The 23,857-nt window shown below is 67.6% G+C and carries 22 protein-coding genes; 15 read left to right on the forward strand and 7 right to left on the reverse strand.

Annotated features, from left to right (window positions below; translation table 11 throughout):
* The first annotated feature begins 19 nt into the window (after positions 1-19).
* The gene (gene holA / locus ACLF6J_RS01100) at positions 20-1,057 is read left to right on the forward strand and encodes a DNA polymerase III subunit delta (protein ID WP_134351407.1); all 1,038 of its coding nucleotides are present in this window, start codon (positions 20-22) and stop codon (positions 1,055-1,057) included.
* Between the two features lie 99 nt (positions 1,058-1,156).
* Here holA and rpsT read toward each other — a convergent pair whose 3' ends face one another.
* Positions 1,157-1,417, reverse strand: coding sequence for a 30S ribosomal protein S20 (gene rpsT / locus ACLF6J_RS01105; RefSeq protein ID WP_047519918.1), 261 nt, complete (start codon positions 1,415-1,417; stop codon positions 1,157-1,159).
* A gap of 222 nt (positions 1,418-1,639) precedes the next feature.
* Between rpsT and ACLF6J_RS01110 the strand changes: the two genes are divergently transcribed.
* Both ACLF6J_RS01110 and ACLF6J_RS01115 read left to right on the forward strand, forming a co-directional pair.
* Entirely contained in the window at positions 1,640-3,013 is a 1,374-nt protein-coding gene (locus tag ACLF6J_RS01110) for a GH1 family beta-glucosidase (protein WP_134351405.1), read from the forward strand.
* On the forward strand, positions 3,010-4,245 hold the full coding sequence (locus tag ACLF6J_RS01115) for an MFS transporter (RefSeq protein WP_134351403.1): 1,236 nt from the start codon (positions 3,010-3,012) through the stop codon (positions 4,243-4,245). The genes ACLF6J_RS01110 and ACLF6J_RS01115 overlap by 4 nt, the downstream gene beginning before the upstream one ends.
* On the opposite strand, the gene ACLF6J_RS01120 is transcribed toward ACLF6J_RS01115, so the two are convergent.
* The 5 genes from ACLF6J_RS01120 to ACLF6J_RS01140 all read right to left on the reverse strand — a co-directional run bounded on the left by ACLF6J_RS01120 (position 4,240) and on the right by ACLF6J_RS01140 (position 10,694).
* Positions 4,240-4,971: an alpha/beta fold hydrolase gene (locus ACLF6J_RS01120; RefSeq protein WP_131491202.1), complete on the reverse strand. Its 732-nt coding sequence runs from the start codon at positions 4,969-4,971 to the stop codon at positions 4,240-4,242. The genes ACLF6J_RS01115 and ACLF6J_RS01120 overlap by 6 nt on opposite strands.
* A 72-nt stretch (positions 4,972-5,043) precedes the next feature.
* Positions 5,044-6,753: an ABC transporter family substrate-binding protein gene (locus tag ACLF6J_RS01125; protein WP_134351401.1), complete on the reverse strand. Its 1,710-nt coding sequence runs from the start codon at positions 6,751-6,753 to the stop codon at positions 5,044-5,046.
* Between the two features lie 116 nt (positions 6,754-6,869).
* Positions 6,870-8,798, reverse strand: coding sequence for an ABC transporter ATP-binding protein (locus tag ACLF6J_RS01130; RefSeq protein ID WP_134351399.1), 1,929 nt, complete (start codon positions 8,796-8,798; stop codon positions 6,870-6,872).
* Positions 8,795-9,709 carry an ABC transporter permease gene (locus tag ACLF6J_RS01135; protein ID WP_240740438.1) on the reverse strand — a complete coding sequence of 305 codons (915 nt, stop codon included), beginning with the start codon at positions 9,707-9,709 and terminating at the stop codon, positions 8,795-8,797. Before ACLF6J_RS01135 ends, ACLF6J_RS01130 begins: the two co-directional genes overlap by 4 nt.
* A gap of 1 nt (position 9,710) precedes the next feature.
* Entirely contained in the window at positions 9,711-10,694 is a 984-nt protein-coding gene (locus ACLF6J_RS01140) for an ABC transporter permease (protein WP_131491199.1), read from the reverse strand.
* 240 nt (positions 10,695-10,934) lie between these two features.
* On the opposite strand from ACLF6J_RS01140, the gene lepA reads away from it, so the two are divergent.
* From lepA to hemW, 4 genes are all read left to right on the forward strand, one after another.
* Complete coding sequence (gene lepA / locus ACLF6J_RS01145; RefSeq protein ID WP_047519933.1) at positions 10,935-12,788, forward strand: translation elongation factor 4; 1,854 nt, start codon at positions 10,935-10,937, stop codon at positions 12,786-12,788.
* Positions 12,789-12,817: 29 nt separating this feature from the next.
* Positions 12,818-13,285, forward strand: a complete 468-nt coding sequence (locus tag ACLF6J_RS01150) for a DUF1990 family protein (protein WP_134351397.1) — start codon at positions 12,818-12,820, stop codon at positions 13,283-13,285.
* A 77-nt stretch (positions 13,286-13,362) separates the two neighbouring features.
* Positions 13,363-14,016 (forward strand): DUF1990 family protein, encoded by a 654-nt coding sequence (locus ACLF6J_RS01155; protein WP_047519935.1) that lies wholly within the window; start codon positions 13,363-13,365, stop codon positions 14,014-14,016.
* Positions 14,016-15,233, forward strand: coding sequence for a radical SAM family heme chaperone HemW (gene hemW / locus ACLF6J_RS01160; protein ID WP_134351395.1), 1,218 nt, complete (start codon positions 14,016-14,018; stop codon positions 15,231-15,233). The genes ACLF6J_RS01155 and hemW overlap by 1 nt, the downstream gene beginning before the upstream one ends.
* A 13-nt stretch (positions 15,234-15,246) precedes the next feature.
* On the opposite strand, the gene ACLF6J_RS01165 is transcribed toward hemW, so the two are convergent.
* Positions 15,247-16,665 carry a carboxylesterase/lipase family protein gene (locus ACLF6J_RS01165; protein ID WP_244093451.1) on the reverse strand — a complete coding sequence of 473 codons (1,419 nt, stop codon included), beginning with the start codon at positions 16,663-16,665 and terminating at the stop codon, positions 15,247-15,249.
* Positions 16,666-16,767: 102 nt separating this feature from the next.
* On the opposite strand from ACLF6J_RS01165, the gene hrcA reads away from it, so the two are divergent.
* The 8 genes from hrcA to era all read left to right on the forward strand — a co-directional run bounded on the left by hrcA (position 16,768) and on the right by era (position 23,831).
* Complete coding sequence (hrcA, locus tag ACLF6J_RS01170) at positions 16,768-17,799, forward strand: heat-inducible transcriptional repressor HrcA (RefSeq protein ID WP_134351391.1); 1,032 nt, start codon at positions 16,768-16,770, stop codon at positions 17,797-17,799.
* 36 nt (positions 17,800-17,835) lie between these two features.
* A complete protein-coding gene (dnaJ, locus tag ACLF6J_RS01175) occupies positions 17,836-18,951 on the forward strand; it encodes a molecular chaperone DnaJ (RefSeq protein ID WP_134351389.1) in 1,116 nt (371 codons plus the stop codon).
* Between the two features lie 2 nt (positions 18,952-18,953).
* Positions 18,954-19,682, forward strand: a complete 729-nt coding sequence (locus ACLF6J_RS01180) for a 16S rRNA (uracil(1498)-N(3))-methyltransferase (RefSeq protein ID WP_134351387.1) — start codon at positions 18,954-18,956, stop codon at positions 19,680-19,682.
* 57 nt (positions 19,683-19,739) lie between these two features.
* Positions 19,740-20,090 (forward strand): histidine triad nucleotide-binding protein, encoded by a 351-nt coding sequence (locus ACLF6J_RS01185; protein WP_047519947.1) that lies wholly within the window; start codon positions 19,740-19,742, stop codon positions 20,088-20,090.
* 79 nt (positions 20,091-20,169) lie between these two features.
* Entirely contained in the window at positions 20,170-21,195 is a 1,026-nt protein-coding gene (locus tag ACLF6J_RS01190; protein ID WP_134353839.1) for a PhoH family protein, read from the forward strand.
* Positions 21,192-21,650 carry an rRNA maturation RNase YbeY gene (gene ybeY, locus ACLF6J_RS01195; RefSeq protein WP_047519949.1) on the forward strand — a complete coding sequence of 153 codons (459 nt, stop codon included), beginning with the start codon at positions 21,192-21,194 and terminating at the stop codon, positions 21,648-21,650. Before ACLF6J_RS01190 ends, ybeY begins: the two co-directional genes overlap by 4 nt.
* Entirely contained in the window at positions 21,647-22,942 is a 1,296-nt protein-coding gene (locus ACLF6J_RS01200) for a hemolysin family protein (RefSeq protein ID WP_047519951.1), read from the forward strand. The genes ybeY and ACLF6J_RS01200 overlap by 4 nt, the downstream gene beginning before the upstream one ends.
* A complete protein-coding gene (era, locus tag ACLF6J_RS01205; RefSeq protein WP_081996895.1) occupies positions 22,917-23,831 on the forward strand; it encodes a GTPase Era in 915 nt (304 codons plus the stop codon). The genes ACLF6J_RS01200 and era overlap by 26 nt, the downstream gene beginning before the upstream one ends.
* Positions 23,832-23,857: the final 26 nt, after the last annotated feature.

Raw genomic sequence — 23,857 nt, forward strand, 5'->3', positions numbered from 1 at the left:
GCGCCGGTAGGCTGGACCCATGGCAGCTTCGCGTACCCCCTCTCGCAGTGGTGCGAAGCCCACCAAGATCCCGCAGGTGTCGTGGCGTGAACCGCACCCCGCGCCGATCGTGCTCGTGTCGGGGCCGGAAGAGGTGTGCGCAGAGCGTGCGATCGCCGGCGTGCGCGACTACCTGCGCGCGGAAGATCCTGCACTCGAAGTCAGTGACGTGCGGGCCGACGACTACGCCCCGGGCACACTGCTGTCCCTCACTTCTCCCTCGCTGTTCGGAGAACCGCGACTGGTGCGCGTCTCGGGTGTCGAGAAGTGCTCCGACGCCTTCATTCAGGAGGCCGTGTCGTACCTCGACAACCCCCAGGAGGGGGCGACGGTCATCCTTCGCCACACGGGCGCCAGCGTGCGTGGCAAGAAGCTGCTCGACGCTCTTCGCGCCGGTACCGGCGGAGGCATCGAGATCGCCTGCCCGGCGGTCAAGCGCGACAGCGACCGAGTGGACTTCGCCGCCGGAGAGTTCCGGGCGGCCAAGAAGCGCATCGCGCCGGCAGCCCTGCGTGCGCTCGTCTCCGCGTTCGCGGACGACCTGACCGAACTGGCGGCGGCCTGCCAGCAGCTCATCGGCGACGTCGAGGGAGACATCTCGGAAGAGATCGTCACGAAGTACTACGGCGGTCGCGTCGAGGTCTCAGCGTTCGTCGTCGCGGATACGGCGATCGCCGGCCGCTACGGCGAAGCGCTCGTCGCGCTCCGGCACGCGCTGTCGTCCGGCGCCGACCCGGTGCCGATGGTCGCCGCCTTCGCGATGAAGCTCCGGACGATGGCGCGCGTGGCAGGCAACCGCGAGCCCAGCCGACAGCTCGCGCAGCGCCTGGGGATGAAGGATTGGCAGGTTGATCGCGCCCGCCGCGACCTCGCCGGCTGGAACGAGCGCTCTCTCGGGATGGCCATCCAGGCGACCGCCCGAGCCGATGGTGAGGTCAAGGGAGCGGCCCGCGACCCGATCTTCGCCCTGGAGCGCATGGTCACCGTGATCGCCACGCGCCAGCCCTTCGGCGAGTAACCGTCCCCCGCTTTCTCGATCCCGCGGGGGCCTCGAACCCGAGGGGACGAAGAAGGCCCGCCCCGATGAACGGGACGGGCCTTCCTGAGAAGCTTCGGCTCAGAGGGAAGCGACCTGCTTGGCGAGCGACGACTTGCGGTTCGACGCCTGGTTCTTGTGCAGGACACCCTTGCTGACGGCCTTGTCGAGCTTGACGGAAGCCTTCTTCAGGCCGGCCTCGGCTGCTGCCTTGTCGCCGGCGGTGACTGCCGTGCGGGTGGAGCGGATGAGGGTCTTGAGCTCGCTCTTCACGGCCTTGTTGCGCTCGTGTGCCTTCGCGTTGGTCTTGTTGCGCTTGATCTGCGACTTGATGTTTGCCACGTGTGGACGCTTTCTGTACAGGAGTGTTCGGAATGCCGGCAGCAGAAGAGGGCTGCTGCACAGCGGTCGTGAGGGAAGAACCCACACGCAAGCCAAGAGTCGAGTCTACCAGCAGACGGGGCGCTCGCGCGAAACGGCGAGCAGAATGCGAAACTCGGTCGCGCAATCGATGGTACCGGGTGCAGAATCATCACTGTCCCGACATCGATGTCAAGGAGCCCCATGATCCCTGCACGTGATCGTCCGTCTGTGCCCGTCGGGCTCCGTTGGTCCGCAGCGACCTCGGCCTTCCAGATCGAGGGGTCCCGTCCCACGGGGTCGACCGGGCGCTCCATCTGGGACGACTTCCTCGAACGGCCGGGCGCGATCATCGACGGGTCGACGGCGGACCCTGCATGTGACAGCTACCGGCGACCGGAGTCCGACGTGGCCCTCGCCGCGGGGCTGGGCCTCGATCGTTACCGGTTCTCCATCCCGTGGGCACGCGTGCAACCCGGAGGTCGGGGCTCGGGGGACCGCCCGGCGCTCGACCATTACTCCCGGCTGGTCGACCGCTTGCTCGAGGCCGGGGTCGCACCGTTCCCGACCCTGTTCCACTGGGAGATGCCCAGCGAGGTCGAGGCCGACGGTGGCTGGCTCCAGCGCGACACGGCCGAGCGCTTCGCCGACTACGCGGCCATCGTCGCCGCCCGTCTCGGTGATCGGGTCGAGCAGTGGTACACGCTCAACGAGCCGGCGATGACGACGTTGCAGGGCTACGCGGTCGGCGCGCTCGCGCCCGGGAAGGAACTGCTCTTCGGAGCCCTGCCCACCGCCCACCATCAGCTCCTCGCGCACGCCCGTGCGGCTGCGGTGCTGCACGCCCACGGCGCCGCCTCCGTCGGCCTCGTGAACAATCACACCTGGGTCCGCCCGCTCCGCGACACCGCCGAGGACCACCAGGCGGCCGCCGTGTACGACGTGATCCACAACCGCGTGTTCAGCGAACCGCTCCTCGCCGGCCACTATCCGGATCTCGAGGCATTCGGGCTGCCACCGCTGCCCGTGCGCGACGGGGATCTGGAGGAGATCGCACGGTCGATCGACTTCTACGGCATCAACTTCTACATCCCCACGACGGTCACCGCTGCGGCGGAGGGAAGCCCGATACCGTTCGACATCGTGCCGACCCCCGGCGTCCCCGTCACCGGCTTCGGACCCGAGTGGCCCATCATGCCCGGTGCCCTGCGCGATCTGCTGATCGACCTGCACACGCGGCATCCGCATCTCCCGCCCGTGATCATCGGAGAGAACGGGGCGTCCTTCCCTGAGCCCGAGCGGGCTGCACTCGTGGAGGACACCGATCGCATCGACTATCTCTCAGGTCACATCGCGGCGGTTGGCGAGGCGATCGACGCCGGGGTGCCGGTCGAGGAGTACACGGTGTGGTCGCTCCTGGACAACTGGGAGTGGGCCGACGGGTACACCCAACGGTTCGGATTGGTGCACGTGGACTTCGAGACGGGCGAGCGCACACCCAAAGCGTCGTATGAGTGGTATCGCGAGCTCATCGCGCGGTCGCGGGCGGCATCCGTCGCCGCGGAGGAGGCGCGGTGACCGGCGTCTCCGGCACCCGCACGGTCAAGGCGGGCGCACGATGGATGTCGGTGTTCACGCTGGCGTGGCTCGCGATCTGGACGGTGCAGCTCACTCCCGTGCAACTGCTGCTTCCTCTGCAGCTGGACACCCCCGAAGACGACTGGATCCGCGGGGTTGTGTCTTCGGGGCTCGTCCTCGGGATCGGGGGGCTCGCCGGTATCGTCGCGGGTCCCGCCGCCGGGGCGCTCTCCGATCGTGCGGCCGCGGGACGCCACCGCCGACGCCCCTGGGCCCTCGGGGGCGTTCTGCTCACCGCCGTGTGTCTCATCCTCACCGGTTTCGCCGAGGGACCCTGGGCCGTGGGGGCGGGCTGGGTGGGCGTGTCGATCGGCGTCGCCGTCTCTTCCGCAGCTTTCACGGCGCTCATCGCCGACCAGCTGCCCTCGACGCAGCGCGGTGCGGCGTCCGCAGCGGTGGGATCGAGTCAGGCGGTGGGCATCGTGCTCGGTGTCGGACTGGTGGTACTGCTCGGGCTCGACGTCCGCGCCGGCTATCTGCTGCTCGCCGCGGTGATCGCCGTCGTCGGCACCGGTGCGGCCCTGCTGCTGCCCGACCCGCCGAGTACCGAGGCGCTGCGGCCGAAACCTGGCGGACGCCGACCGCTCGCCTCCCTCCGCGACCGCGACTTCGCCTGGATGCTCTCGGGACGCCTCGTGACGAACGTCGGCAATGCTCTCGGCACCGCGCTGTTCCTCTTCTTCCTCCTGCATGGTCTCGGTCAGCCGACCGCTGCCGCTCAGGACAATCTCCTGCTGCTGATCGTGGTGTACACCGTGTTCGTCGTGCTCGCTTCCGTGGTCACCGGCATCGTGTCGGACCGGACAGGGAACAGGCGCACGCTCACCGTCGCCGCAACCGTCGTCCAGGCGGCCTCGGGCGTGGCGATCGCTCTGGTGCCTACGTTCGAGATGACCATGGTGGCCGCGGCTCTCATGGGATTGGGGTACGGAGCCTTCTCGACGGTCGGTCTCGCGTTCGCGGCCGACCTGCTCCCTGACGCACAGGATCACGCCAGGGATCTCGGGATCGTCAACGTCACCGCAGCCCTGGGACAGCTGATCGGACCGGTGCTCGGTGCGGCACTGGTCGCTCTCGTCGGCGGCTTCTGGCTCGTCTTCGTCGCTGCTGCCGTGCTGTCGCTGGTGGGAGGACTGCTCACCGCGTTTGCGCGCCAGCCGTCGCGCTCATGAGCCGGGCTGCTCCTCTTCCACCGTCGCGATGGCCAGCTGCAGCACGGCATTGAAGACCCGTGGCCGCATCGCCGTGACCAGGTGCGTCGTGCGGGGCACGATGAGGAGCTCCGCATGCGGCGCGAGACGTCGGAACAAGGACTCGTTCAGACGCAGCTGGTCGTACTGCCCGTTCACGAACCAGAGCGGGACCGCGATCCGGGGGACCGCGGCGGCGATGTCCAGCGCGGCGAGGCTGCGCAGCGCCGTGTCCTGCATGTCCAGCGCGTATCCACCGGCGGCGAAGTCGGATCTGGTCTCCGTGGGGATGGTGGCCTCGAGGACGCGACCGGTCAGCCACATCCCGCGATCGGGCAGCGAGTCGACGGCCCGGGCGAAGAGGCGATAGGCGCGGAGTCCCGCACCGTGGGGGAGCGAGGTGCACGACGCCGCGACGAGCGCGGCCACCGGCGGTCGCTGTGCCCCGCCGACGTAGGCGAGACACAGCAGCCCACCCATCGAATGCCCCACGAGCACGACGGGGCCCTTCTCCGCTGCCGCACGTACGGCGGCATCGATCGTGTGGAGCGCTTCGTGCAGCGTGAAGTCCTCGTCCATGCGGCTCCCGTGCCCGGGGAGATCGACCGCGGTCGACGCATACTCCTGCTCGTCGAGATACGTGGTCTGTGCGCGCCACATCGTCGCGGACGTGCGGATGCCGTGCACGAGGACGATCTGGGTGCTCACGCGAACAGCATAAAGAAAGCGGGGCCGGTGGATGAACCACCGGCCCCGCTTCGACGCGAACGTCAGAGGGTGTTACTTCTCCCAGCCGACGTTCTCGACGGGCTGGATGCCGAACAGGTCGAGACCCACGTAGGGCTCCGGCGTCAGGTTGGCGAGGCCTTCCTGGACCGTGTAGATCTGCGGGCCGTTGTACAGCGGGATCAGGCCCCAGCGCTTGTAGATCTCGGGCTCGAGCTCCATCGCGGCAGCGGTCTGAGCCTCGGGATCGGACTGCGACTCGACCTTGTCCTTGATCTCGGCGTCGAGTTCGGCGTCACCGACACCCGACAGGTTGAGACCCGAGTCCGAGCAGTACAGCTGGCAGAACCAGGCGGCACCGAACGGGTCGGACGAGGTGAAGCGGAGACCGGAGACGTCCCAGTTCTTCGAGGTGTAGTCCGAGGAGAACTGGCTGGCGGGACGGACCTCGACCTGGACGTCGATGCCGACCTCCTTCTCCTGCGCCTGCAGCGACTGCGCCAGAGCCTTCGAGGTGGCCGTGTCGTTCCAGATGGGGTAGACCACCGAGAGCTTCACGCCGTCCTTCTCACGGATGCCGTCCGAACCCTCGGTCCAGCCGGCCTCGTCGAGCAGCTTCTTGGCGCCCTCGACATCGAACTCCCAGCCTGCGGCCTTCATCGAGTCGGTGTAGCCGGGCTGGAACGAGAACAGGGTCAGCGAGCCGGCCGGGTCCTCTTCATAGCCGAGGCCGTTCCACGCGATCTGCTTCTGCTGGTCGATGTTGATGGCCTTGAAGAACGCCTCGCGGACCTTGACGTCCTCGAACTGCGGCTTGGAGGAGTCGACCTGCAGGATCGTGTTGGCCGTCTGCTGCGCGCGGTAGACCTTGGCGCCGTCGACGTCCTTGACCTGGTCGATGAGCTCCTGGGAGCCCGTCTCCACCATGTCGACCTCGCCGTTCTTGAAGGCGTTGACGCCGGCCTGGCCGTCCATACCCGTCATGGTGACCTTGTCGAGCAGCGGAGCGTCGCCCCACCACTCGGGGTTCGGCTTGAACGAGATGTAGCCCTTGGTCGCGTCATACTCGTCGACCGTGTAGGGACCGGCGCCCCACTCCGGGTGCGGGTTCTCGATCATCGCTTCGTTGAAGGTGTCCGGGTCTGCGAGTGCCGGGTGGATGACGCCACCGTTGAAGGGCATCTGCGGCCAGGCGAACTCGCCCTTGAAGGTGACGATCGCCGTCTTGGCGGTGTCGCCCTGCTCGACGGACTCGATGTCCTTGTAGCCGTCGGTGGCGTTCGGGTTGAAGCCCTCGTCGTAGGAGCGGTTGGCCTTCCACGTGGCGTCGATGGCGGTCCAGTCCATGTCCGTGCCATCGTTCCAGTGGGCCTCGTCGGTGAACGTGAAGGTCAGGACCGTCTTGCCATCCTTGACTTCGTTCTTCCACTCGTCGAGGTAGTTGTCGTTCTTGTACTGCGTGCCGTCCGGCTTCATCAGGATCAGCTGCGGCGTGTACCACGCGGCGATGCGTGCGGTGTCGGCGCTGCCGTCACTGTTGAAGGCGTTCAGCTGCGGCGGCACCTCACGGATCGCGAAGTTGACCTCGCCACCCTCCTGGAGGTTCTCGCGAGGCTGCGGGTTGTAGTCCGCCATCTCGACGTCGGTCTTCTCGCCGTTGTCGCCACTGTCGCCACTGCCGCTGTTGCCGGCAGCGCACCCGCTGAGCGCGAGTGCGAAAGCGCCGGTGAGTGCCAGCGCTCCCATCAGCTTGTACTGCTTCATGGTGCTCCTTTCGCCTTTCGGCGTGTCATAAGGGGAGAATAGTTCGCCCGGTACACGAATGCGGCCGAGCCAAGTGAATGCCGCCTAACCGTTATCGGACGGTGATCCGTCTCCGGTCAGGAGACGTTCGACAGGCCCGAGGTGGTCTCCGGGTCGAAGACGATCCGCTGCCGCGTCCGCTCGATGTCGGGGTCGGGGACCGGGATCGCCGACAGCAGCGCCTTGGTGTAGGGATGCCGGGGGTTGTCGAAGACGTCGTCCACGTCGCCGTGCTCCACGAAGTCGCCCAGGTACATGACGGCGACGCGATCCGCGATGTGACGCACCACGGAGAGGTCGTGAGCCACGAAGAGGTACGACAGGCCGAGCTTGACCTTGAGATCGTCCAGGAGGTTGATGACGCCCGCCTGAATCGACACGTCGAGCGCCGACACCGGCTCGTCGAGCACCACGATCTTGGGGTTCGTCGACAGAGCACGGGCGATGCCGATGCGCTGCCTCTGCCCGCCGGAGAACGCCTGCGGGAACCGATCACGGTGCGCCGGGTTGAGACCCACGAGATCCATCAACTCACCGACGCGTCGGTTCACCTCCGCCTTCGGAGTGCCGATGGCCGTCAGCGGCTCGGAGATGATGTCCGCGACCGTCATGCGCGGGTCGAGCGCACCCATCGGGTCCTGGAACACGATCTGGATGTCGCGCCGCAACGCCCGCTCCACCTTGTGGCTCCGGATGTCGTTGACACTCGTCCCGGCGATGACGATGTCACCCTCGGACTGCTTGACCATGTCCATGATCTGCAGCAGCGTCGTGGTCTTCCCGCTCCCGGACTCGCCCACGATCGCCATGGTCTCGCCTTCGCGGACGTCGAAGCTGATGCCCTTGACGGCATGCACCTCGCCGACCTTGCGCTTGAGGAAGGCGCCCTTGAGCAGCGGGAAGGTCTTGGTGAGGTTCTTCACCTCGAGCGTGATGGGACGCTCCTCGCGGGGCAGGCGGGTGAGTTCGCTCTCCGGCGCCTCCCTGACCGGATACACCGGCAGCCCGCCGAGCATGCCGCCGTCCTCGATCTCGTTCGAACGGATGCAGGCAGCGCGATGTGCCTCGCCACCGCTGGTCAGGACGGGGAGGAGCTCCGGCTCACGCGTCCGGCACGCATCCATCACGATCGGGCAGCGGTCGGCGAAGGGGCAGGCGTCGGGGAGGTTGATCAGGAGGGGCGGGTTGCCCACGATCGGGGTCAGCGGTTCCTTCTCGGCCTTGTCCACGCGGGGGATCGCGCCGAGGAGGCCGATGGAGTACGGCATCCTCGTCTGGTGGAACAGCTCGCGGACGGGGGCCTGCTCCACAGGCTTGCCGGCGTACATCACCATCACATCGTCGGCGGTGCGGGCCACCACGCCCATGTCGTGCGTGATCATCATGACAGCGGCGCCGGTCTCGGCTTGCGCCTTGTCGATCAGGTCGAGGATCTGCGCCTGGATCGTGACGTCGAGCGCGGTCGTCGGCTCGTCGGCGATGATCAGCTTCGGGTCGTTCGCCATCGCGATCGCTATGACCACGCGCTGACGCATTCCTCCGGAGAACTCGTGGGGGAACGCCTTCATCCGCTTCTCAGGTTCAGGGATGCCCACGAGCTTGAGCAGATCGATCGCCCGGGCGTTCGCCTCCTTGACGCTGAGGTTGCGATGCACCGTGAGTGCCTCGATCAACTGGGACCCGATCGTGTACACGGGCGTCAGCGAGGTCAGCGGATCCTGGAAGATCATCGAGATGCCGTTGCCGCGGATCCTGGAGAGCTGTGCGTCGGTCTTTCCGAGGAGCTCCTGTCCATCGAACAGGATCGAGCCGGAAATCTTCGCGTTCTCGTCGAGCAGGCCCATGACGGCCAGTGAGGTGACGGACTTCCCGGAGCCGGACTCACCGACGATGCCGAGGGTCTTGCCGGCCTCCAGATCGAAGGAGACGCCGCGCACGGCATCGACGCGGCCGGCTTCGGACGCGAAGCTGACGGTGAGGTCGCGGACGGACAGTACGGGGCTCATGCGCGGCCTCCTGCAGCCGAAGTGGGGTCGAGCGCGTCACGCAGGCCGTCGGCGATCAACGCCATCGACACGGTCAGCAGCGTGAGCGCCAACGCCGGGAAGTAGAACAGCCACGGGGAGCTCGTGATCGACGTACTGCCCTCCCCGATCAGCGATCCGAGGGAGACATCCGGGATCTTCACCCCGAAGCCGATGAACGACAGGCCGGTCTCCAATGTGACGGCGGCGACGATGCCGAGCGTGAAGTTGATCACGAGCAGCGAGCCGATGTTGGGGACCAGGTGTCGCAGGACGATGCGTGTGCCGCGGACGCCCATGTAGCGCGCCGCCTGCACGTACTCCCGCTCGCGAAGCGACAGAGCCATGGTCCAGATGATGCGTGCGGGGAAGAACCAGGTCACGAAGATCATCACGAGCGCGATGACCCACCAGACGCCGCCGGACTCGTTCGAGATGACCGACAGCATCAGGAAGGTGGGGACCACCATCATGAAGTGGATGACCAGCAGGGCGATGCGTTCGAACCAGCCGCGGAAATAGGCGGCAGCCGTGCCGACGAGGGCCGACAGGATGGTGGTTCCGACCGACACCGTGACTGCGATCATGAGCGAGCGCTGCAGCCCGATCGCGGTCTGGGTGTAGGTGTCATTGCCGGCGCCGTTCGTTCCGAACCAGTGCGCTGCGGAGGGCGGCGTGCTCAGCGCGAGGAAGTCCATATCGTTGACGGCGTACGGGGAGAACACCGGGGCGAGTGTCGCGAACAGGATCAGGACGAGCAGGACGACGACGCCCCCGACGGCCGGCTTGTTGCGCATGTAGCGGCGCGTGTAGAGCGTCCACTTCGAGAGGGACTTGCGGGGAGCTGCCTCGGTGGACGGCTCGACCAGCGGATCGATCATTTCGGTGGTCATATCAGCTCACCCTCACTCGCGGGTCGAGGACGACGACGACGATGTCCGCGAGGACCGCGCCGATCGCCGTCAGCACGGCGCCGAACGCGGCGACCGCCACCACGCCGTTGATGTCGTTCTGGTTGATGGTGTCGAGGAAATAGCGACCCATGCCCTGCCAGGCGAAGATCGACTCGGTCAGGATCGCGCCGGTGAAGATCGTCGGGATCGTGAAGGCGACCTGGGTCGCGACCGGGATGAGCGACGTGCGGAGGGCGTGCTTGCGCACCGCCTGGGCTTTGGTCAGTCCTTTGGCGCGAGCGGTGCGCACGTAGTCCGCGTTGATGTTGTCCAACAGGAGCGAGCGCTGGAGGAAGTGGTACTGGGCGTAGCCGACCAGCACGAGAGCGATCGTGGGCAGCGTGACGTGCTGGAGCGCATCGATGATCGTCGGGAAGAATCCGGTCACGCCCGGGCTGGAGGAGCCGGTGACGTAGAAGATCCGCACCCCTGTCCACTCGTTGAGGGCGATGGCGAGGAGCACGACACCGAGACCGGCGACGATGATGTTCAGGTTCATCGTGATGATCGAGGTCGCCTGCCCGATGCGGTCGGCGAGCTTGTACTGGCGGGACGCGGTGTAGACACCCAGCCAGATGCCGAGCACGGCGGCGATGATCGTCGCACCGAGCACGAGCTCCGCGCTGACCCACATGCGGTAGGCGACCTGCTCGTTGACAGACTGCCCGGTGGGGCTCGTGCCCCAGTCCCAGCGGAACAGGATGCCGCTGAACCAGTTCCACCACCGCTCCATGAGCGGCACGGTGTCGCTGAGGTTGCGCGGGATCAGGACGTTGTCGATCTGCTCCGGCGTCAGGGGTGGGCGTCGCCCCACGTAGTTGCTGCGCGGGTCGAGGAATCCCCACGCGAGGAAGAACGTGAGGTTCGTCGCGACCACGATCATGAGCAGCCAGCCGAGTGTTCGGCGCAGGAGGTACTTGATCAAGGGGTCAGTCTTTCTCTTCTACAGACGCGCTCGGGATCAGCCGACGCAACGCTGAGTCAGTTGGATTACGGAATCGCCATCCACCGAACTCTGCGATGCGACAACCGCCACGGGGTCTGTGATGGAGTCTTATCGCTTGCGGGATCCGGTGTCACGGAATTTCCCAGGCAACTTCGGGAGACTATCACCGGAATGCGGGAATCGGGGATTAGCGCCCCCTCACCGTAGAATCGAGGGGACATGTCCCCACGCGCTCTCACACCTCTCCAGCCTGCCTCGACGCCGGCTGCGCAGATCCGCAATTTCTGCATCATCGCCCACATCGACCACGGCAAGTCGACGCTCGCCGACCGGATGCTCCAGATCACCGGCGTCGTCTCGGACCGCGACATGCGGGCCCAGTACCTCGACCGCATGGACATCGAGCGCGAGCGCGGGATCACCATCAAGAGCCAGGCCGTTCGGATGCCGTGGGAACTCGACGGTCAGACCGTGGCCCTGAACATGATCGACACACCCGGCCACGTGGACTTCACCTACGAGGTCTCGCGTTCGCTCGCGGCCTGCGAGGGAGCCATCCTGCTCGTCGACGCGGCGCAGGGAATCGAGGCGCAGACGCTCGCGAACCTGTACCTCGCGCTGGAGAACGACCTCCACATCATCCCGGTGCTGAACAAGATCGACCTGCCGGCCGCCGACCCCGAGAAGTACGCGAAGGAGCTGGCCTCGCTCATCGGAGGCAAGCCCGAGGATGTGCTGCGCGTCTCGGGCAAGACCGGCGTCGGCGTCGAGGAGCTGCTCGACCGGCTGGTCCAGGACATCCCGGCTCCGGTCGGCGACGCGGATGCCCCCGCCCGCGCGATGATCTTCGACTCGGTGTACGACGCGTACCGCGGTGTCGTCACGTATGTGCGCATGGTGGACGGCAGTCTCTCGCCGCGCGAGCGCATCCAGATGATGTCGACCGGGGCCAACCATGAGGCGCTCGAGGTCGGCGTGTCGAGCCCGGAGCCGACCCCGACGAAGGGGCTCGGCGTCGGCGAGGTGGGCTACCTGATCACCGGTGTGAAGGACGTTCGCCAGTCGAAGGTCGGAGACACGATCACCACGTCTCGGAAGCCGGCATCGGAACCTCTGCCGGGGTACACCGACCCGAAGCCGATGGTCTTCTCCGGTATCTACCCGATCGACGGCAGCGACTACGCCGAGCTCCGCGAGGCCCTCGACAAGCTCAAGCTCTCGGACGCCTCGCTCCAGTACGAGCCCGAGACCTCGGTCGCGCTCGGTTTCGGTTTCCGCTGTGGTTTCCTCGGTCTGCTCCACCTGGAGATCGTCACGGAGCGCCTCGCCCGCGAGTTCGGACTCGACCTCATCACGACCGCGCCCAGCGTGATCTACGAGGTGCTCACCAGTGACACGGGCGAGACGGTCACCGTGACCAACCCGAGCGAGTACCCGGACGGGCGTATCGGATCCGTCTCGGAGCCCATGGTGAAGGCCGCGATCCTGCTGCCGAAGGACTACGTCGGCACCGTGATGGAGCTGTGCCAGTCGCGCCGCGGCACCCTGCTCGGAATGGAGTACTTCTCCGAGGAGCGTGTCGAGCTGCGCTACAACATGCCGCTCGGTGAGATCGTGTTCGACTTCTTCGACCAGCTGAAGTCCAAGACGCAGGGCTACGCCTCTCTCGACTACGAACCCTCCGGACAGCAGGAAGCCGACCTCGTCAAGGTCGACATCCTCCTCCAGGGCGAGAAGGTCGACGCCTTCAGCTCGATCGTCCACCGGGACAAGGCCTACGCCTACGGCACGATGATGGCCGAGCGCCTGCGCAAGCTCATCCCTCGTCAGCAGTTCGAGGTCCCGATTCAGGCGGCGATCGGCGCGCGCATCATCGCCCGTGAGACCATCCGGGCGATCCGCAAGGACGTGCTGGCGAAGTGCTACGGCGGCGACATCACCCGTAAGCGCAAGCTCCTCGAGAAGCAGAAGGAGGGCAAGAAGCGCATGAAGATGGTCGGCCGCGTCGAGGTCCCCCAGGAGGCGTTCATCGCCGCGCTCTCGGGAGACGTCGAAGGCAAGGACAAGAAGTAGTCGTGCCGCTGCCCGCGTATCCGCGGGGGATGACGCGTCATCCGCTCGTCGCCGTGCCCGAGGGCATGCTCGGCGAGGAGAACTCGACCACCGTGGCACCGGCGGTACGCGACGCGGTCGCGGCGCTGGTGAGCACGTGGGAGTTCAAGCGGCGCGCGGGTTTCGAGACACCTGCGGGTGCACCGATGCCCGAACTCGAGGGCGTGCTCGCCAAGCGTGTCTTCGGCATCCGCTTCGCGGAGCCCGTGCGCGTCGTCTGGGCCGACGCGAGTGGTTTCGGTTACGAGACCCGTCCGGGGCATCCGATCTACGGCGAGGAGTCGTTCCGGATCGACGAGCGGGGCGTGTTCACCGCCCGGTCCGTCTCGCGCCCTTCGACCTGGTTCTGGCGGATGCTCGCGCCTGCGCTGCGGAGGATGCAGCGCTCGACCCACGCCGAGTACGTCCGGATCGTCCAGGAGGCGGCCAGGGCAGCGGAGGCGGAGAGCCCGCGCTGAGCGGTTCGGAGCCGGCATGTGACCTCGTGCGGCGCGTGGGGGTGTTCGCTCAGGCAACGCGAAGTAGGGTGGAGGTCATGCGGCGCGGGACTTTCCGAGACGACACGGTGGACTATGCGGCCGTGGGTGCGACCCATGCGCCCGATCTGATGCACTACCCGCCGGAGCGCAGCATCCCGGCGGAGGAATCCTGGCGGATCGGCAGCGGCGTCGAGCGGTTCCAGACCGCCGGGGAAGCTCTCCTGTCCTGGACGGCGCAGCGCGCTGCAGGGCTCTCGGTCGAAGACGTGCGGCCGGCACCCGGACCCGCATACGCGGGCGTGAGCTTCGACGCGGAGGGGAATCCGATCGCCCCGAGCAAGCGCGATGTCGAGCCCCGCTACGACGCCGAGGGCATGCCGTTCGTCGGCGCAGGGATGACGTTGCACCTGCGCGGACGAGTCGCGGGGATGCGCGCCGACGCCGAGCTCCGCGTGATCTCGGTCACGGAAGAGACCCGGCGCATCGGATTCGTCCTCGGCACCGTCGGCGGGTCCGTCGTCAGCGGTGAGGAGTCGTTCGACGTCGACTGGCGTGAGGACAACGACGAGGTGTGGTTCACCGTGCGAGCGTTCGACGCACCGAACGCCCTCATCTACCGGACGATTCCCGCCCTCATGAAGCGTCGGCGCCGCGAGCTGTTCGCGCGCTACCTGCGGGCGATCTCGCCGCTCTACGCGACCCCCGTCTGATGGCGGGACCGCTCCCTCTCGGAGATCCGGCGCCGGCGGACGGGCATCTTCCCTCCGACCTCGTGATCGACCCGAACGTCCCGTTCTCCGCCTACCTGCACATTCCGTTCTGCACCGTGCGCTGCGGTTACTGCGACTTCAACACGTACACCTCGACCGAGCTGCGCGGGGCGAAGCAGGAAGACTACGCATCGACGTTGATCTCCGAGATCGCGCTCGCCCGTCGGGTGCTGGCTGATGCCGGGGCACTGCGTCCGATGGACACGGTCTTCTTCGGGGGTGGCACTCCGACACTCCTCCCCGCGGGAGACCTCGCCCGCATGCTCGAGGCGGCGACCGGAGCCTTCGGCCTCGCAGACGGGGCGGAGGTGACCGTCGAGGCGAACCCCGACACTGTGACCCCCGCGGTCGCCCGCACACTCGCCGACGCCGGCGTCACGCGGATGTCGGTGGGCATGCAGTCCGCCGTTCCCCACGTGCTCGCGGCCCTCGATCGCACGCACCGCCCCGAGAACGTGCGCACCGCGGTGGCTGCGGCGAAGGACGCCGGACTGGCGGTGAGCGTCGACCTGATCTACGGCGCACCGGGGGAGTCGCTCGCGGATTGGGAGGCATCTCTCGATGCGGCACTCGCCCTCGAGCCCGACCACATCTCGGCGTACGCGCTCATCATCGAGGACGGCACCAAGCTCGCGCGCCAGATTCGTCGGGGCGAGGTCCCGACGCCGGACGATGACCTGCAGGCCGACATGTACGAGCTCGCCGATGCCCGCCTCGGGGCCGGGGGTTTCGATTGGTACGAGGTGAGCAACTTTGCGCGCATTCCGGAGCGACGCTCGCGGCACAACCTGGCCTATTGGCGGGGGACTGACTGGTGGGGGTTCGGCCCCGGTGCGCACAGCCACGTGGCCGGTCTGCGGTGGTGGAACGTGAAGCACCCGGCCGCCTACGCGCAGAGGCTCGCGGCATCCGAGTCGCCGGCGGCGGGAACCGAGCGCCCCGATGTGGAGTCGCGCACGCTGGAGCGGATCCTGCTGCTCAGCCGGATCCGCGAGGGGATCGCCGTCGATGAGGTGCCCGCCGGGAACCGGAGCCGGGTCGCGGGCCTCATCGCCGATGGCCTCGTCGACCCTGCGGCCGCGATCCGGGGGCGCATCCAACTGACTCTGCGAGGGCGGCTCCTCGCAGATGCCGTGGTACGTGCGCTGACCGACTGACGCCGGAGCGCTGTCAGCCCGGAAGCAGGTCCATGCCCGCGGTGCGGCGCTGCGGCACCGTCGCACTGACCGTATCGAACACCCGCGTGCGACGCTCGGAGCCGTACACGGGCCAGCCCGGATCTCCGCCGCTCACGAACCCGACCCAGGCTGTGTTCATCTCGGTCGCGAGTGCGCCCGGTGCCGCGGTGCCGGCGAGCCGGCGCGCCTCCTCATCGTCGAGCCGGTCGAACACGAAGCCGAGTTCGAGCGCGTGCGCCGCTCGGAGGTCTCGAACGGGACTGGGCCACGCGAATTCGTAGACGTGCGTGCTCTCGGGGCGTGCGGATGCCACACGGCTCAGCGGTGCGCGCAGCATCATGTCGGTGACGAGTTGCCCGAAGACCTCTCCCGTGTTCGCTCCGGGGAATGCGGACCGGTACTCGGACACCGCGCGGCGCGGGATGCGCGAGAGGAGGCGTGCGGCCTGCAGCTTGAACTCGCCGATGCCGGCGAGCGCCTCGGGCGGGAACCACAATCGGTACTCGTCGGTGTTGCTGCCGATGAGCAGCGGCGTGTCGATCTCGCCGAGGACCTCGTGTGGGGACCGCGGAAGGCTGTCCGGATCGATCGCGATCTGGAAGCCGGGTGCGCCGCCGAGCGGGGAGGAGCCTGCGGACTGTTCTCTCCTCGCGTCGAGGAGCTGCGCGGACGAGAGCGCGGCGAACGAGTCCCGATCGGCGCGGACCCCGAGGCGCTTCGCGAGCTGCGCCGTCACACGTCCCGCCTTCTTCGGGGTCTGCGCCCGGAGCGGGCCCGACTCGATGATCGCGCGACTGATCAGAGCGCGGGAGTCGTCTCGGGCGAGCAAGGCCGCGACGATCGCGCCGCCCGCCGATTCCCCCATCGCCGTGATCTGCGACGGATCCCCGCCGAACGCCGAGATCTCGCGGTGCACCCACTCCACGGCCGCGGCGGCGTCGCGCAGACCGAGATTGCGGGGGGCGCCGTCGAGGACGGAGAAGCCCTCGGAACCCAGACGGTAGTTGATGGAGACGAAGACGATGCCCGCCCTGGCGAACACCGCCCCGTCGTAGAGCGGCAGCGCGGCAGTGCCCCGCTCGAGCGCTCCGCCATGGATCCACAGCAGCACGGGGGCATCGGACGCGTCGGTCGGAGCCCACACGTTCGCGGTCAGGATGTCGTCACCGTCGAGGATCACCGACCCCAGCAGCTCGCCGATCGGACCCGCGTACGGCACCTGCGGTGAGGTCGGGCCGAAGCGGGTGGCCTCGCGGACGCCGGACCAGGCATCGACCGGCTGGGGGGCGCGGAATCGGTTCGCCCCGAACGGCGCCTGCGCATAGGGAATGCCGAGGTAACGGACGACCCCGCCCTCCTCGGTGCCGCGGACGATGCCGCACGACAGGGTGGCCTGGGGTGAGGTGGTCATGAGCGTCATCCTAGGGTTGTGCGTCTGCGGTACGGAGATTACCGAGCTGAACGGGGTAGGATTGGCACTCTGAACGTCCGAGTGCCAGCGGAAGGGAAGGCGATGGTCACAGAGCGAGGACTCCAGGTTCTCCGCGCGATCGTGCAGGACTACGTCGAGACCCACGAACCCGTCGGCAGCCGTTCCATCGTGGACCGCCACTCCTTCGGGGTCTCTGCGGCGACCATCCGCAACGACATGGCGCTGCTCGAAGACGAAGAGCTCATCACGGCACCGCACACGTCTTCAGGGCGGGTGCCCACCGACAAGGGCTATCGCGTCTTCGTGAATCATCTCGCGCAGCTGCGACCGCTCTCTTCGGCGCAGCGGTCCGCCATCGAGTCGTTCCTCGGCGAGCCGGCCGACCTCGACGACCTCATGGTGCGCACGGTGCGGGTGCTGACCCAGCTCACCGGCCAGGTCGCACTCGCGCAGTACCCCTCGTTCGCCCGCGCACACGTCACGCATGTGGAGCTCGTCGCGCTGGCGCCCAATCGGCTGCTGATCGTCCTTGTCACCGACGCCGGGGGAGTGTCGCAGCGTGTGGCCATGCTGCCCGAGGCGATCGACGAGGCCGAGATGGCGGTGCTGCGGGCGCGCCTGTCCGCGCTGATCACGGGGCAGGGCATCGGCGAGGCATCCGATCGGCTTCAGGGGCTGCTCACGGCGGATGAGGTGGCCAAGGACCGCGTGCTGCGCTCGATCGCCGGTGTCGTGATGGATGAACTCGGCGGGTTCCGGCAGGAGCGTCTGGTGATGGCGGGTGCCGCCACCCTCGCACGTCGAGAACAGGACTTCCGTGGGAGCATCCACCCGCTTCTCGAGGCGATCGAGGAGCAGGTGACGCTGCTGCGGCTGATGAGCGAGATGGTGACCGACGAGCACGGACTCGCGGCCAGCATCGGCACGGAGAACGCGCCGTTCGGTCTCGGTGAGGCATCGATCGTCGCCAGCAACTACGCCGCCCCCAGCGGTACGGCGCGAGTCGGCGTCATGGGGCCGACGCGCATGGACTACCCGAGCAACCTCGCCGCAGCACGGGCCGTTGCCCGCTACCTGTCGCGGATGCTCGACGAAGACGAGGCCGGCCGCTGACGCGGCCGCCGAGAGAACACACGCAGAAAGGCGATTGTGGCGGACCACTATGAGGTTCTCGGGGTGTCCCGGGACGCTTCCACCGACGAGATCAAGAAGGCGTATCGACGTCTTGCGCGACAGCTGCACCCGGATGTGAATCCCGGTGAAGACGCAGCGGAGCGCTTCAAGCTCGTCACCCACGCGTACGACGTCCTCAGCGATGACGACTCGCGCCGCCGCTACGACATGGGGGGCGGGGACGGCGCTGCCGGCGGCTTCGGCGGCTTCGGCGGCTTCGGGGACATCTTCGAGACCTTCTTCGGTGCGTCGCAGGGCGGTGGGCGCGGCGCGCGTCCGCGTTCGCGTCGGGAGCGCGGGCAGGACGCACTCGTGCGGGTGTCCCTCGATCTGGGCGACGTGGTGTTCGGTGCGCATCGCGACATCGAGGTCGATACGGCCGTGCTGTGCGAGACCTGTCAGGGGTCCTGCTGCCAGGAGGGCACCTCGCCCGTCACGTGCGACATCTGCGGTGGCTCGGGGCACGTGCAGCGACAGGTGCGGAGCCTCCTCGGCAACGTCGTGACCTCCCAGCCGTGCGGCACCTGCGAGGGGTACGGCACCACCATCCCGCATCCGTGCGGCACCTGCGGCGGGCAGGGACGCGTGCGCTCGCGTCGGACGGTCTCCCTCGACATCCCGGCCGGCGTCGAGACCGGACTCCGCCTCCAGCTCCCCGGTTCCGGGGAGGTCGGCAAGGCGGGCGGTCCGAACGGAGATCTGTACGTCGAGGTGACGGTCAACGCCCACCCGGCGTTCAGCCGTGACGGCGATGACCTGCTCGCGACGCTCGAAGTGTCGATGACCGACGCGATCCTCGGCACCGAGACCACGATCCAGGGACTGGATGGTGAGGTCGATCTCGAGATCCGGGCCGGCGTGCAGTCCGGTGACGTGCTGACCATCAAGGGGCGAGGCATCACCCCGCTCCGTGGCACGCAGCGCGGTGATCTGCGCGTCGGCGTCCAGGTGCTCACCCCGACCAGGCTCGATTCGGCGCAGCGGGCTCTCATCGAGGACTTCGCGAAGAAGACCAAGGCCCCGGACCCCCAGCTCGCGCAGTTCCAGCAGGGCCTCTTCTCGAAGCTCCGCGATCGTTTCCGCAGCCACTGATCATGGCGCTGCACTTCTTGGTCGAGTCGGCCTCGGACGCGGTTGTCGGCGATGTCGTCTCCTTGACCGGGGCCGAGGCGAAGCACGCGGCCGTCGTCCGTCGACTTCGGGTCGGTGAAGAGGTGACCGTCGGTGACGGAGCAGGAGTGTGGCTGACCGGTGCAGCGGAGGAGGTGTCCCCGACACGCGTGGAGGTGCGAATCGCCCGGCGCTCGGAGCACCCGGCTCCGTCTCCCCGGATCACCCTCGTCCAGGCGCTGGCGAAGGGCGACCGGGACGAGCTCGCCGTGCAGGCGGCCTGCGAGCTCGGAGTCGACGAGATCGTGCCCTGGCAGGCAGCGCGCAGTGTCTCCCGCTGGGAAGGGCCGAAGGCGGTGAAGGGCCGCGAGCGGTGGGCGACCATCGTCCGCGAAGCCGCCAAGCAGGCCCACCGCGCGTGGCTTCCGGACGTCGTCGCGCCGGTGTCGACGAGACGACTCGCCGAACGTGCGAGCTCACAGCGTGTCCTCGTGCTCGACCCCACCGCGGCGGTGCGCCTGTCGGAGATCGAAGCCGACGGCCAGGATCTGATGCTGGTGGTGGGGCCGGAAGGCGGGATCTCGGACGAGGAACTCGACCGGCTCACCGAGGCGGGTGCCGAGCGCGTACGTCTCGGCGACACGGTGCTGCGCACATCGACGGCAGGTCCGGCCGCGATCGCCGTGCTCTCCGTGACCCTCGGGCGCTGGTGACCTCCCGCGCCGAGGCGACAGGGGAGCGCGCATGCCGCGATCAGTAGACTTGAGCACATGACGGAACCCTCGATCTTCACGCGCATTCTGAACGGGGAGATCCCTGCCGAGATCCTCGGGGAGACGGAGCGGGTCTTCGCGCTGCGGGACATCGCTCCGCAGGCTCCCGTGCACCTGCTCGTCGTACCCAAGTCGGCCGACTACCGCGACGTCACCGAGCTTGCTGCCGGAGACCCGTCGCTCCTGGCCGAGATGGTCGCGTTCGCCACGGAGTTGGCTGCGGAGCACAGCGACGACGGCGACTTCCGCCTCGTCTTCAACACCGGCGCCGGTGCCGGACAGACCGTTTTCCACGTCCATGCGCATGTGCTGGCCGGAGGATTGACTGAGAAGAGTGTCGGTGCCTGAGAATCACGAACCGCAGGAGCGCAGCCTGGGCGGCCGGCCTCCCGAGTCCGTCGAGACGATCTATGCCGACGGAGTCGCCATGGTGCAGCTGCTCGGCCCGCAGGACCGTCTGCTGCGGATGCTCGAGAGGGAGCATCCTGACGTCCAGGTGCTCGTCCGCGGGAACGAGATCACCCTCGGCGGTGACATCGACGCGGTCGGGAAGGCGAAGGCACTCGTGGAGGAGCTGCTCGCGATGACCCGGGCCGGGCACGATCTGGCTCCGAGCGACGTCTCCAGTTCCGCACGCATGCTGCGTCAGGAGGGGGGACCGCGTCCCAGCGAGGTGCTCGGTGAGGCGATCCTGACGACGCGTGGCAAGGTGATCCGTCCGAAGACCCTCGGCCAGAAGGAGTACGTCGACGCGATCGAGGAGAACACGATCGTCTTCGGCATCGGCCCTGCTGGTACCGGCAAGACCTACCTCGCGATGGCGAAGGCCGTTCAGGCGCTGCAGCGCAAGGAGGTCACCCGGATCATCCTCACGCGGCCCGCGGTCGAGGCGGGGGAGCGGCTCGGGTTCCTTCCCGGCACGCTCACCGACAAGATCGACCCGTACCTGCGGCCGTTGTACGACGCCCTCAACGAGATGATGGACCCGGAGATCGTCCCGCGTCTGATGGCGACGGGGACCATCGAGGTCGCTCCACTCGCGTACATGCGCGGGCGCACGCTGAACGATTCTTTCGTCGTGCTCGACGAGGCCCAGAACACCACGCCCGAGCAGATGAAGATGTTCCTCACCCGTCTCGGCTTCGGCACGCGGATGGTGGTGACGGGCGACATCACCCAGGTCGACCTCCCGCAGGGCTCGTCCGGTCTCCGACTCGTGACGCGTGTGCTCGACGGTATCGACGACATCCACTTCGCGCGGCTCACCAGCGCCGACGTCGTGCGGCACTCGCTGGTCGGCCGCATCGTCGACGCGTACAGCGAGTATGACGAGAAGCGCACCGCCCAGCGCTTCGAACGCGAACAGGCCGCCGAGTTCGCCAACAGGGCCGACCGCCGAGGGGCGCAGCGCCCCGGACCGCGGGACCGCATGCCGAAACGAGGACTCTCATGATCGAGATCAACAACGAGTCGGCCATCGACGTCGACGAGACCGTGCTGCAGCGGCTCACGGACTACAACCTCGCGCAGCTCCACGTCAGCCCGGATGCCGAGGTCGCCATCGTCCTCGTGGACGAGGGTGCCATGGAGGCGCTTCACGTGCAGTGGATGGACGAGCCCGGTCCCACCGATGTGCTCAGCTTCCCGATGGACGAGCTCCGTCCCGGCACCGAGGACCGTCCGACCGCTCCCGGACTGCTGGGCGACATCGTGCTGTGCCCCCAGGTGGCCGAGACGCAGGCTCAGGCGGCGAAGCACACGCTGATGGACGAGCTCATCCTGCTCACCACGCACGGGCTGCTCCACCTCCTCGGCTTCGATCATGCTGAACCCGACGAGGAGCGTGAGATGTTCGGACTGCAGAAGGAGCTGATCCAGGGCTTCGCCGCGTCCGAACGCCGCCGATGACGGCCGTCCTCCTGCTCATCGGAGCCGTCCTGCTGGTCGCCTTCGGCGGTCTCATGGCCGCGATCGATGCCGCATACGGTGTCACCTCTCGCGTCGGTCTCGCCGATATGGCGAATGAGGGGCGCAAAGCGAAGGCTCTGCGACGCATCGCCGCCGATCTGGATGCGCACGTCAACGCCGTCGCCTTCATCCGCGTGCTGGCGGAGGTCACCGCAGCCGTCCTCGTGACGGTCGCGTTCACGATCCTCATCGACAACAACTGGTGGGCGATGCTCGCCGCCGCCGTGCTGATGACGGCGATCACGTTCGTGCTCGTCGGTGCGAGTCCGCGCTCCTTCGGCCGCCAGCACGCCGAAGGCATGATCCGCCGGACCGCGTCGATCGTGCGCGGCCTCCGCATCATCCTCGGCCCGCTCGCCCAGGCGCTCGTGGTGCTGGGCAACAGGGTCACGCCGGGCACCGGTCGCAGCTCCTTCACCAGTGAGGATCAGCTGCTCAGCATGGTCGACGAGGCCGCCTCGAACGACCTCATCGAGGAAGACGATCGCGACCTCATCCACTCGGTGTTCGATTTCACCGATCAGTTCGTCCGCGCCGTGATGGTGCCCCGGACCGAGATGGTGACGGTCGATGCGACCGCCACGACCGACGAGGCGATGTCGCTGTTCCTGAACCGCGGCGTCTCGAGGATGCCGGTCGTGGATGATGACGCGGATGACGTCGTCGGCGTTCTGTATCTCAAGGACCTCGTGCAGTTCGCCTATCGCGATGACAGTGCCTGGCGGGCCGCGTCGATCCGGCCGATCGCACGGCCTGCGACCTTCGTGCCGGAGTCCATGCGCGCGGAGACCCTGCTGCAGCAGATGAAGCGCGACGCCGTGCACGTGTGCCTGGTGATCGACGAGCACGGAGGAATCTCGGGGCTCGTGACGCTGGAGGACCTGATCGAGGAACTCGTGGGAGAGATCTCGGATGAGTACGATCAGGTATCCGCAGAATTCGTCGACCTCGGTCACGGACGATACCGCGTGAGTGCGCGTCTCTCCCTCGAAGACGTGGGTGATCTCTTCGGCCTCGAGCTCGAGGATGAAGACGTCGACTCGATCGGCGGCTTGCTCGGCAAGGCGCTGGGACAGGTTCCGCAGCCTGGCGCGACGGCCACCGTGGCAGGGCTGGTTCTGACGGGTGGGGCATCTCGTGGTCGTGGTCGCGGGATCGCTACGGTGTTCGTGGAACGGGCGGCAGGGGAACCTGTCGCGACGCAGGATGAAGGAGAGCGAGACGATGACTGAGGAAACCCGAAGCGGGTTCGTGACGTTCGTCGGTCGACCCAACGTCGGCAAGTCGACACTGACGAACGCTCTCGTCGGCGAGAAGATCGCGATCACCAGCGAGAAGCCCCAGACGACACGGCGCGCCATCCGCGGCATCGTGAACCGCCCGGAAGGGCAGCTCGTCATCGTCGACACCCCGGGGATCCACAAGCCGCGCACGTTGCTCGGCGAACGATTGAACGACCTCGTGGAGCAGGTGCTCGGTGACGTCGACGTGATCGGATTCTGCGTCCCGGCCAATGAGAAGGTCGGCCCGGGGGATCGACGGATCGCGGCTTCGCTCGACGGCTACCCGCGGGCGAAGAAGATCGCGATCGTGACGAAGACCGATGCGGCGGCCCGTGACGAGATCACCGCGAGGCTGCTCGAGGTGGATGCTCTGCGCGAGGACTGGGCAGCGGTCATCCCGCTCTCGGCACTCACCCGCGATCAGCTCGATGTGCTCTCCGACGAGATCCTGCTGCTGATGCCGAAGGGCCCCGCCTTGTATCCGGAGGGGATCACGACGGACGAGTCCGAAGAGGACCGTATCGCCGAGATGATCCGCGAAGCAGCGCTCGAAGGAGTGCGTGACGAGCTCCCGCACTCGATAGCGATCGTGATCGACGACATCGCGCCGCGCGAGGGCACCGACCTGACCGACGTGCACGCCTCGATCGTGGTGGAACGCGATAGCCAGAAGGCGATCATCATCGGTCACAAGGGCAAGCGTCTCAGCGAGGTGGGAGCTCGTGCCCGTAGCGGTATCGAGGAACTGCTCGGCACCCGTGTGTTCCTGGGCCTGCATGTCAAGGTCGCGAAGGAGTGGCAGCGCGACCCGAAGCAACTAGGCAGACTCGGCTTCTGACATGCGAGCAGGTCACACGTCGATGG

Origin of the sequence: Microbacterium sp. IO18 (assembly GCF_049099505.1) — a bacterium.
Taxonomy (GTDB): domain Bacteria; phylum Actinomycetota; class Actinomycetes; order Actinomycetales; family Microbacteriaceae; genus Microbacterium; species Microbacterium aurugineum.

Excerpts from the sequence above, each read along its gene's own strand:
- holA (WP_134351407.1), top strand. The coding sequence starts at position 20 with ATGGCAGCTTCGCGTACCCCCTCTCGCAGTGGTGCGAAGCCCACCAAG.
- ACLF6J_RS01110 (WP_134351405.1), top strand. The coding sequence starts at position 1,640 with ATGATCCCTGCACGTGATCGTCCGTCTGTGCCCGTCGGGCTCCGTTGG.
- ACLF6J_RS01125 (WP_134351401.1), bottom strand. The coding sequence starts at position 6,753 with ATGAAGCAGTACAAGCTGATGGGAGCGCTGGCACTCACCGGCGCTTTC.
- ACLF6J_RS01130 (WP_134351399.1), bottom strand. The coding sequence starts at position 8,798 with ATGAGCCCCGTACTGTCCGTCCGCGACCTCACCGTCAGCTTCGCGTCC.
- ACLF6J_RS01135 (WP_240740438.1), bottom strand. The coding sequence starts at position 9,709 with ATGACCACCGAAATGATCGATCCGCTGGTCGAGCCGTCCACCGAGGCA.
- lepA (WP_047519933.1), top strand. The coding sequence starts at position 10,935 with ATGTCCCCACGCGCTCTCACACCTCTCCAGCCTGCCTCGACGCCGGCT.
- ACLF6J_RS01150 (WP_134351397.1), top strand. The coding sequence starts at position 12,818 with ATGACGCGTCATCCGCTCGTCGCCGTGCCCGAGGGCATGCTCGGCGAG.
- ACLF6J_RS01155 (WP_047519935.1), top strand. The coding sequence starts at position 13,363 with ATGCGGCGCGGGACTTTCCGAGACGACACGGTGGACTATGCGGCCGTG.
- hemW (WP_134351395.1), top strand. The coding sequence starts at position 14,016 with ATGGCGGGACCGCTCCCTCTCGGAGATCCGGCGCCGGCGGACGGGCAT.
- ACLF6J_RS01165 (WP_244093451.1), bottom strand. The coding sequence starts at position 16,665 with ATGACCACCTCACCCCAGGCCACCCTGTCGTGCGGCATCGTCCGCGGC.
- hrcA (WP_134351391.1), top strand. The coding sequence starts at position 16,768 with ATGGTCACAGAGCGAGGACTCCAGGTTCTCCGCGCGATCGTGCAGGAC.
- ACLF6J_RS01180 (WP_134351387.1), top strand. The coding sequence starts at position 18,954 with ATGGCGCTGCACTTCTTGGTCGAGTCGGCCTCGGACGCGGTTGTCGGC.
- ACLF6J_RS01185 (WP_047519947.1), top strand. The coding sequence starts at position 19,740 with ATGACGGAACCCTCGATCTTCACGCGCATTCTGAACGGGGAGATCCCT.
- ACLF6J_RS01190 (WP_134353839.1), top strand. The coding sequence starts at position 20,170 with ATGGTGCAGCTGCTCGGCCCGCAGGACCGTCTGCTGCGGATGCTCGAG.
- ybeY (WP_047519949.1), top strand. The coding sequence starts at position 21,192 with ATGATCGAGATCAACAACGAGTCGGCCATCGACGTCGACGAGACCGTG.
- ACLF6J_RS01200 (WP_047519951.1), top strand. The coding sequence starts at position 21,647 with ATGACGGCCGTCCTCCTGCTCATCGGAGCCGTCCTGCTGGTCGCCTTC.
- era (WP_081996895.1), top strand. The coding sequence starts at position 22,917 with ATGAAGGAGAGCGAGACGATGACTGAGGAAACCCGAAGCGGGTTCGTG.